Origin of the sequence: Photobacterium pectinilyticum (genome assembly GCF_024357955.1) — a bacterium.
GTDB classification, from domain to species: Bacteria; Pseudomonadota; Gammaproteobacteria; order Enterobacterales; family Vibrionaceae; genus Photobacterium; species Photobacterium pectinilyticum.
In genome coordinates, this window is record NZ_JANEYT010000055.1 from 21,428 (window position 1) to 29,613 (window position 8,186).

Sequence of the window (8,186 nt, forward strand, 5' to 3'; positions counted from 1 at the left end):
GGGTATGAGTAAGAACATCAAGGAAGAACAAGGCTCTCAGGCCGATGTGAGCTTGGCAAAATTCTTATCATTTATAGAGACTCAGACACCTACTGATATAGCTTCAATGAGCCATGGCTCCAAGCTCAAAAGGGTTGAACTCTCCAAGCGGTCGGGTATTGCCAGAAGCACCCTTAATGACAACCGTCTTGTCAGACTGGCTTTATTGGACTGGGAGGAAGAACTCAGGGATAAGAAGCAATTAGCTCCCCTGAAGAAGGCTCCTAAGGGTTTTAACCCAGAAGACGCTGAGAGCGGCTCTGAGGCCACAGATGAGCACATTCCTTACGACCAGTCACTTAAGCAGCTTAAGCTTCTTAGCGGGGAGTTGGAGCGCGCTAAGCGTAGAGAATTGGAGAAGGATGCTGAAATAAGCAGGCTTAGGAAAAGACTGGAGCATTACGAAGAACTTTCAGAGGTTCTGGCTGGTACAGGAGTGCTCCCACGATGAAGAATGATAAAGGACGTGGACTTTACCGTGTGACATCATTGGGGTATGAGACTGAAGATGCCTGTGTGATTGGCGCGGTTGCCGTTAACGGTGATGGTGACAGGGTTTCAGCACGCAAGTACTACCGTATAAAGATACGGGATAACGACATGCCCGTTTTGCCTTCGATTGGTCAAATTTGGAAGGTTAATGCTGAGACAGTTACTACCAAGGATGTTGTCAGGGGCGGAACAGAACTTATTGATGTTTTCATTAAGGCCAAGAGTGTACGCCTCATCATTCCTGAAACAGAAAACCTGTTCACAAACTTTATTGCAAAAGAACCACATTTTGTTGGTCTAGGGGAAACCCTTGCCAGAAAACTCTGGGTTAAATTCCAAAAAGGGATTTACGACATCCTTGAATGTAAGGATGCAGAAAAGCTTATGTATGTGAGGGGGGTAACTACTGCGGCTGCTCAGGCTCTTATCTCTGGGTGGGAGAAGTATGAGAATCTAAAGCAAATAGCTTGGTTTGATGAGCATGACATCCCATCAGGTATCGCACGAAATATTATTAAACACCATAAGGGTAAGGCCATATCGGCTATAGAAGAAGACCCTTATCGGTTGATTAGCTTTGGGCTTAGTTTTGCTGAAGTCGATCTTCTTGCACAGAAGAAATTTGGTATCAATTCAGATGATTACGTGAGACTTCAGGGCGCTGTAGAGCAGGCTTTGCTGGCTCGGATGTTTGATGGGCATACTGTGTCTAGGCACGAGAATCTGATGCCTGTGGTCGAATCACTCCTAGGCACTGAGGGACTAGCAGCCCAAGCCCTTATGGCTGGATATGAGAACACTGCCTTTATCCTCAGTGATAAAGGGCATTACCACTCAGTCGGACAGTGGATTATGGAGCAAACTGTGGCTAAGCGTTTTGCCACCTTAGCCACACGATCAATATGGACTCATCACTATGACCGTGCCTTAGATAAAGCCCTTGAAAACCAGCCATTCCCTCTCACTGAGAAACAAAATGAGGCTGTTCGGTGCGCTCTGTCACACGGGATGTCAATCATTGCAGGTGGAGCAGGGACAGGTAAAACAACAGTGCTTAATGTTGTCCTTCGTGCCTACCAAGCCCTTGGGACTGACATTAGGGCTATAGCTCTGAGTGGTCGAGCTGCTAAACGAATCAATGAAGCTACAGGCTTCCCCTCAAGCACTATTGCAGGGTTCTTGAAAGGTCTTGAAAAGAATCCATTGGGTGAGCGAGCGCTAATTGTTATTGATGAGGCTTCCATGGTGGACTTGGGCACCATGTTCAACCTTATTAGGTATACGACATCCAAGGTGAGGTTCCTCCTTGTTGGTGACCCGAAGCAGCTTGCCCCTATTTCTGCTGGGCTAGTTCTGCATGAGGCTGTAAACACCGTCCCAACAGTCACATTGGACATAGTTAAGCGCCAGAAAGGTTCCACTGGCATTCCTGAATTCACGAAACTTATCGTTGATGGGATTGTGCCTGATGCATCCATGTTTAACGACAACATCGTATTCCATCATTGCGCCCCCGGAGCCATCAATGAGTATGTAACCCAACTATATGCAGAGCAGCCTAAAGACACCCAAGTACTCTCTGCTATGTACCGTGGAAATGGTGGTATTGATGCAATTAACCAGCTATGTCAGCAGCAATTCAACCCTCATGGTAAAAGGCTTGAGTTCGAGGTTAATGGTACTCCAAACTACCTTGATATACGTGAAAACGACCCAGTGCTTTTTGTTGAGAACAATCATGAGCTTGATGTACAGAACGGCACTCTAGGGGTGCTCTTGAATGTTGGTTCCCCAAAAGCTAAAACTGAAGATGGGGAGGTTAGCTTCGCGGATGTACTAACAGATACAGGGGAAATGATCCCTCTTACGCTGGCATTGATGGACTCAATCAAACTGGCCTACTCGATTACTCTGCATAAAGCTCAAGGTAGTCAGTTTCCGCGAATTATCATTACGCTATCTAATAGCAAAATGCTTGATAATGCATGGATTTATACTGCGCTTACTCGGGCTGAGGTGAAGATTGAATTGGTTGGCAGCATGAGGGACTTTGAGAATGCTATCAGTCGTTTGAGCGAGGCAGATACCCGTGACACCTACCTACGCCAGTTGTTAATAGAAGAACTGGAAGCATTGAAAGAGGCGGCGTAATCGCAGTGGCGCAGCCACTATAAGGGCGGCAAGAACCCTAAGGGGTTGGTGGGCTTGAATCCGCCCGAAGCCCTGCGTAATTTAAATGACAGTGTTAGTGCGCAGCATGCGCCCCCTGCTAAGCCGCTTTTTATCAATAGCACCGCATGATAAGCCATCATCACATACTGAACCTGTTAATTTGATGGCTCTTCGTTATCTAATTGCTCTTCAAGGATTTTTCGTATTTTCGATAGTTCCTCATATCCGACATCACCGCAAAAACCGCTCATCTCAGTCCTAACTAGGCGCAATAAAATACCTACCTGTTCTTCTGTAAAGTTGAATTCCATTTTCACTATCCTCAGGCTTGTTCTGCAAAATACTAGGGTGTTTAGAGCTTACCAGCCCTATGTCTACGGAGCGTTATCACCACACCAATTGGTATACCCACAGCTATACCCAATGATAAACCTAGCAAACCAGCAAAGTTATTTACTACGAATTCCAACATAGTCATCTCCAGATGTATCTACATAACAAACGCCAAAGCGTCGTTATCGGTGCCAATAAAATCGATAGCAGCATCCAACGACCCACATTTATGTTGAACGTGGATATGCGCCCGACCATCAAATGAAATCACCCACCAATGATTCTTACTGTTGATAATCATCGTTTCATCCACTCTATACCTCATTTCCGAGCACTGAATACAACGATATCTACCATCTGTATCCCGATGGGTTTGGCGATGTAGGCGACAGGTATAGCAGAAATCAAATTCCGCACGAATCCTAGTGATCATACAGGCGCTCAATATCCCTGTTGCTGACTGATAACACCATGGCTACAGGGTCTTCCTCTGTATCACCATCAACGATCCGCATGGCGATAACTTCCTTCAGCGCATTCACAGGAACCCCCATACGCCGAGCCTTAGCAACTAAAATTAATTCTAACTCTGGGTCAATCATGTGGAACCTCCTAGGGCGCTCAATTGGTGTAGGCTCTGATAGCATCTGCTACGTGTATTTTTGTGTCGGGCAATCATGTCCACCGCTCTGCTCAAAGGCTTGTCTCTGGTAACTATAATTACGTGAGGCATAACATCTGACTCCACCATGTACTGGTTCAAGAGCGAGGTTAGTTCTGAAATCAGGAAAAAGTCCGCACTGTCCTGAAATGTGGGGACGTACCAGCCAATTCGATGGTCATCCACAAATGGTAATTTATTCTGATGATTGGCTACTGCGATCACGTGAGCAACTGAGCGTTTGACAGACAACCACGTAATGTCCTCAACCGCTATGCCATCGCAATCCAGCAGGATGATATGTTGTGTAGCACTCATAATTCACCTCTGGATTTTTCATACCGTTCATTTTACTGTATATCTATACAGTAGTTTTTCAAGTGGTTTTTTTGGAGGTTAGCGTGGTGACCGATCAGGATGAGACAATTTTAGTGGCAAAGGCGATTACACGGATGATGACCCATTGGGGGGTGCCGGAATCCAGTCAGCTACGTTTGCTGGGCATGGTCGCATGACACAGTACAACTAGGTCAGATGAAATGTGGCGAGATTGGCCTACAGGACAGCGCAGAGGCACGAACACGAGCTGCGAACCTGCTAACGATTCATAAATGTTTGAGGTGTCTATACCCGAAAAACCCAGAGTTGTTATATGGTTGGGTTAGAATGCACAACACGAACCTCGATGGGCGAACGCCTCTAGCTATCATGCTAGATGGAGACATGGAACGGATTGTTAGGATACTGGAGCAACAGAGGTGCAGAGGTGATGATTTCATTAATCTTGCGCGTAAAATGCACAGGTGTTATTGTACTTTCGCAATGTAGTAACACCTGCGTTGTCACAATTTGTCTTTTATGCGCCCCATTTGAGGGCTGAAAATTCCAGTACTGCGATAAACTCACACTTGAATGTGGGCGCATGTACAGGAGTTTTATAATGCAAACACATACCCAATACCCTCTATTTATCAAAGAGTTAGCCCTAGAGCAAATTCTTGAATGTGATCATGATTGTCTAAAAATAGACGTCTTAGACAATGAATCAAAAATTGCCCCTATGCTTTCTGCTCAACTAGGAAAGACAGTTATTGATCATGAGTCATTAGGTGATTACACCGTACTAGCTTTCGCAACAAATAATACAAATCGCCGAGCTTTTTTTATTCTACTCCTTCGTCCTGAAGACCTTTTTGTTTGGTTTGATAAAGTGGAAGGCAAATTTAAGTTCCAATTAGAAGACGGTGCTAAATGGCTTGGTACATGGAGTGGTCATACACAGTCATTCGTATGGTCACAGGGAAATAATCAAGGATGCGATTACCGTGTTCTTTATATCTCACAAGATGAGCTCGCTTCAGTATATTTTAAGCAAAGCGGGTCTATGGATATGTTGTAACCCTTTAAGCCAATTGTGTTGAAGTGGGGGCACCTTATAAAGCCCCCACATTAGTTTCACCTCACTAATAGTACCCCAACACCCTATCAAACAGGAGATTTTGACTCCTAATCTAGGTTGGCGTATTCTAGTTTTATTCGGAGAGTCGCTACCGTTAAGTGCGAAGCTAAGAATTTCGGAGAGTCACTGCCGTTAAGTGTGAAACGAAAATTTAAACCCAGCTCCGGCTGGGTTTTTTATTGCCTGTCTTCAGGAGCCATATACGCTCTGGAGTATATTTCGAGGATATACGCTATAGAGTATATGGGGCGCGTTATACGCTGTAGCGTGTAGGAGGTTTTCACCATAATTCACCACGACATGGTGAATTCATCAACTCGTGATGAATTGTGATGAAAACCAACCTTACGAATCAATGTCGCCTTAATGTTATAGACCTACAACAATAATTAAGTCCCTTAGAAAGCACTTATAAGGCCATAGAGAAGGTTAGCCCTATATAAGTCCAGAATAATGGACTTTTACACCAGTTTGGCGCTCTGAATATTAGCTATATAGCTAACATTGGGGTTATTTAAGCGAAAGTTAGCCATATAGCTAACATTTAGTCAGGGTTACTAGGCATCATGGAGAGTGGATATACGTATTTTGCGTAAATTGATTTTGATAGTGGTATAGCTTGGTACAAAAAGTTTGTACCAATACTTTTCAATCACTTAACTTAAAGCGGCTTCTTCATTAGTCCTAGGCTATGCCCTAGATTGAGTTTTCTGTCCTAGGTCGAAAACTGTCGTTTCAGTCATTTCGCCTCAATATCTAGCTGAAATCAATCCGCCACATTGCAGACATTCAAGTGTTTCGTTTCGAAAGATATTTACGAACCCAGAAGTAATCCTTCCTAGTTCACCTGATGTGATCTTTTAGGATGTTGGCAAACGATTATCGATGGAGCCACCGTTTTAGGCAGTAAAATCGGCTATTTAACATATATGAAGATAATGCGCCCTTCGAATCCCGTGAATTCACGGGATTTTCAGAAATCCCACGAATTCGTGGGACAGAAATAACGGCATTTGTGAAGCTAGATTTACGTGCAGTTTTTCACCTGTCGTTGTGATACTCTTATTTTTGACTGAGCTAGGAGTATCATCATGACTTTTAAGCAAAAACTAGAAAAACATTTTGAGCAATTTGAGGCTTCGCCAATACTCTTTGTTGGCTCTGGTGTTTCTCGACGCTACATGGGGGTGAATTGTTGGGAAGGGCTCCTGAAGCAATTTGCCGAAGCTATTGGGGAAAGCCACGTAAAATTGAGAACAAGGGCCAATGGTGACTGGACTCAATACGCGCAACTATTGGCTGCCACTTATGCTGAGAAGTGGTGGGATACACCAGAAGCAAAGGCTATTGTCGAACAACAAGAAGAGCTTTTTCGTGATGAACAATCGCCACTAAAAGTGTCGATTTCTAAGTTTATTGAGTCAGTGCATGAAAACATCGTCGATGATGAAGATCTTCAGTATGAAATTCAGTTGCTCTCGAAGGCAAATGTCGACGGTATCATCACAACTAACTGGGATCAGTTCTTAGAGACCCAATTTCCTAAATTTACCCCTTTCATAGGTCAAGACGGCTTGATTACAGGTCGTAGTCATGGCATTGCAGAAATCTATAAAATTCATGGCTGTTGCTCTGAGCCAAACTCATTGATATTGACATCCAGCGACTATGATAAATATCGCAAGAAGAATCCGTATCTTTCTTCGAAACTGTTGACGATGTTTATTGAGAGGCCAGTCATCTTCTTGGGCTACTCTCTAACTGATCAGCACATAGCTGAAATTTTAGAAGATATTGTCAGCTGCTTTCCAAATGCGAGCCTAGACTTCCTTCAGAACAAGCTATTGTTTGTAGAATGGAAACCAGAGTTACCTGAAGCAGATATTAGCGATTCCGTTATACATAAAAAGATACCAGTCAAATATGTCCAAGCGCCATCATATAAAGAGATCTTTGAAGTATTATGCGAAACGAAAAAGCGGATTCCTGCTCATTTGTTCAGAACGATTAAAGATGAACTCTATGAGCTAGTGCTAACTGATGACCCAAAAGGCAAATTGTACGTAAGAGACTCTGAAAAAGTTGAGGAAGATGTCAATACAACGGAGTTTGTTGTTGGATATGGCGCTATCTCAATGGTTAAGAAATCAGAGTCTATGGCTGCAAAAGGCTTGGTTGGGCTAGAAAGAGTCGACTTGATTCGTGAAATCGTCTTTGAAAACGGTGACTACGACTGGGTTCAAGTCGTTAATGGTGCGCTCCCTAAGATATGCAAAGGTAATAGTCGAATCCCAGTTTTTCACTTCTTAAAACAAGCTGGACTGCTAGAAGTTAATGGAGACTTAAAGGCAGGCGTGGAACTAGTAGATGGTGTGTTATGCCGATATGACATCAACCCAGAAAACTTTCAATCGCAAGGGGGAGACAAGCCGCGCTCTGAAAATATCCCCGAAATTAAAGTTGGGGTAAATGAGCTCTACATCGCCCATGAGTTTGGTTTGTTCTTAAGAATGATGCCCTATATGGACACTGGTTTGATTAAAAGAGATCTTGATGAATTATTGAAGATACTGAAAAAGCATATTGATAAAGCAATGAGTGTTCCAAGCTTGTCCAGTAATTTCTGTAAGCTGGTTTGCCTCTACGACTTCGTGAAAAACAGTAATCGCTTTTAATCCCCCCCAATTTTATCCCAAGAGAGCTTTGATAGGTGAGTTGTCAGTTACGTAGAGACTGACAACCCATAGTCGATGAGAGCCTTGAGCTTGCCTCATATAAGTTAGGTCTTAACAAACGTAAGCGGGTGTTTCTCCCCATATTCCGGTAATCATCAATGCCTGGTACTGATAAAGCTCCTTCATTAATGGAGCTTTATCATGACTCGTGAAGACAAGATGCAGCTATGGCAAGAGCGTCTGAAACAGCAAAAAAACAGCGGTATGACCATTGCTGACTGGTGTGAGCAGAACCAAATCACCCAGTCGCAGTTTTATTACTGGCAGAAAAAACTCACAGTCTCTTCGCACGAAC

Annotated in this window: 9 protein-coding genes; 6 read left to right on the forward strand and 3 right to left on the reverse strand. The window is 43.7% G+C overall.

What is annotated here, in order from left to right:
- Positions 1-4 precede the first annotated feature (4 nt).
- Both NHN17_RS18725 and NHN17_RS18730 read left to right on the forward strand, forming a co-directional pair.
- Positions 5-490 (forward strand): VPA1267 family protein, encoded by a 486-nt coding sequence (locus NHN17_RS18725; protein ID WP_255044156.1) that lies wholly within the window; start codon positions 5-7, stop codon positions 488-490.
- Positions 487-2,682: an ATP-dependent DNA helicase gene (locus tag NHN17_RS18730; RefSeq protein ID WP_255044157.1), complete on the forward strand. Its 2,196-nt coding sequence runs from the start codon at positions 487-489 to the stop codon at positions 2,680-2,682. Before NHN17_RS18725 ends, NHN17_RS18730 begins: the two co-directional genes overlap by 4 nt.
- Before the next feature lie 176 nt (positions 2,683-2,858).
- Here the strand turns inward: NHN17_RS18730 and NHN17_RS18735 are convergent, their stop codons facing one another.
- From NHN17_RS18735 to NHN17_RS18745, 3 genes are all read right to left on the reverse strand, one after another.
- The gene (locus NHN17_RS18735; protein WP_255044158.1) at positions 2,859-3,014 is read right to left on the reverse strand and encodes a hypothetical protein; all 156 of its coding nucleotides are present in this window, start codon (positions 3,012-3,014) and stop codon (positions 2,859-2,861) included.
- Positions 3,015-3,193: 179 nt separating this feature from the next.
- Positions 3,194-3,337, reverse strand: a complete 144-nt coding sequence (locus tag NHN17_RS18740) for a hypothetical protein (RefSeq protein ID WP_255044159.1) — start codon at positions 3,335-3,337, stop codon at positions 3,194-3,196.
- A 121-nt stretch (positions 3,338-3,458) separates the two neighbouring features.
- On the reverse strand, positions 3,459-3,638 hold the full coding sequence (locus NHN17_RS18745) for a hypothetical protein (protein ID WP_255044160.1): 180 nt from the start codon (positions 3,636-3,638) through the stop codon (positions 3,459-3,461).
- Between the two features lie 593 nt (positions 3,639-4,231).
- Here NHN17_RS18745 and NHN17_RS26070 point away from each other — a divergent pair.
- From NHN17_RS26070 to tnpA, 4 genes are all read left to right on the forward strand, one after another.
- On the forward strand, positions 4,232-4,525 hold the full coding sequence (locus NHN17_RS26070) for an antitoxin Xre/MbcA/ParS toxin-binding domain-containing protein (protein ID WP_373689579.1): 294 nt from the start codon (positions 4,232-4,234) through the stop codon (positions 4,523-4,525).
- A 112-nt stretch (positions 4,526-4,637) separates the two neighbouring features.
- A complete protein-coding gene (locus tag NHN17_RS18750) occupies positions 4,638-5,096 on the forward strand; it encodes a hypothetical protein (protein WP_255044161.1) in 459 nt (152 codons plus the stop codon).
- A 1,151-nt stretch (positions 5,097-6,247) separates the two neighbouring features.
- Positions 6,248-7,831 (forward strand): SIR2 family protein, encoded by a 1,584-nt coding sequence (locus tag NHN17_RS18755; protein WP_255044162.1) that lies wholly within the window; start codon positions 6,248-6,250, stop codon positions 7,829-7,831.
- Positions 7,832-8,050: 219 nt separating this feature from the next.
- Positions 8,051-8,186: IS66 family insertion sequence element accessory protein TnpA (tnpA, locus tag NHN17_RS26135; RefSeq protein WP_444964452.1), on the forward strand; the 136-nt coding region annotated here is incomplete at its 3' end.

Coding starts and splice junctions, on each gene's coding strand:
- NHN17_RS18725 (WP_255044156.1), top strand. CDS start 5: ATGAGTAAGAACATCAAGGAAGAACAAGGCTCTCAGGCCGATGTGAGC.
- NHN17_RS18755 (WP_255044162.1), top strand. CDS start 6,248: ATGACTTTTAAGCAAAAACTAGAAAAACATTTTGAGCAATTTGAGGCT.
- NHN17_RS18735 (WP_255044158.1), bottom strand. CDS start 3,014: ATGGAATTCAACTTTACAGAAGAACAGGTAGGTATTTTATTGCGCCTA.
- NHN17_RS26070 (WP_373689579.1), top strand. CDS start 4,232: ATGAAATGTGGCGAGATTGGCCTACAGGACAGCGCAGAGGCACGAACA.
- NHN17_RS18740 (WP_255044159.1), bottom strand. CDS start 3,337: ATGATTATCAACAGTAAGAATCATTGGTGGGTGATTTCATTTGATGGT.
- NHN17_RS18745 (WP_255044160.1), bottom strand. CDS start 3,638: ATGATTGACCCAGAGTTAGAATTAATTTTAGTTGCTAAGGCTCGGCGT.
- NHN17_RS18750 (WP_255044161.1), top strand. CDS start 4,638: ATGCAAACACATACCCAATACCCTCTATTTATCAAAGAGTTAGCCCTA.
- NHN17_RS18730 (WP_255044157.1), top strand. CDS start 487: ATGAAGAATGATAAAGGACGTGGACTTTACCGTGTGACATCATTGGGG.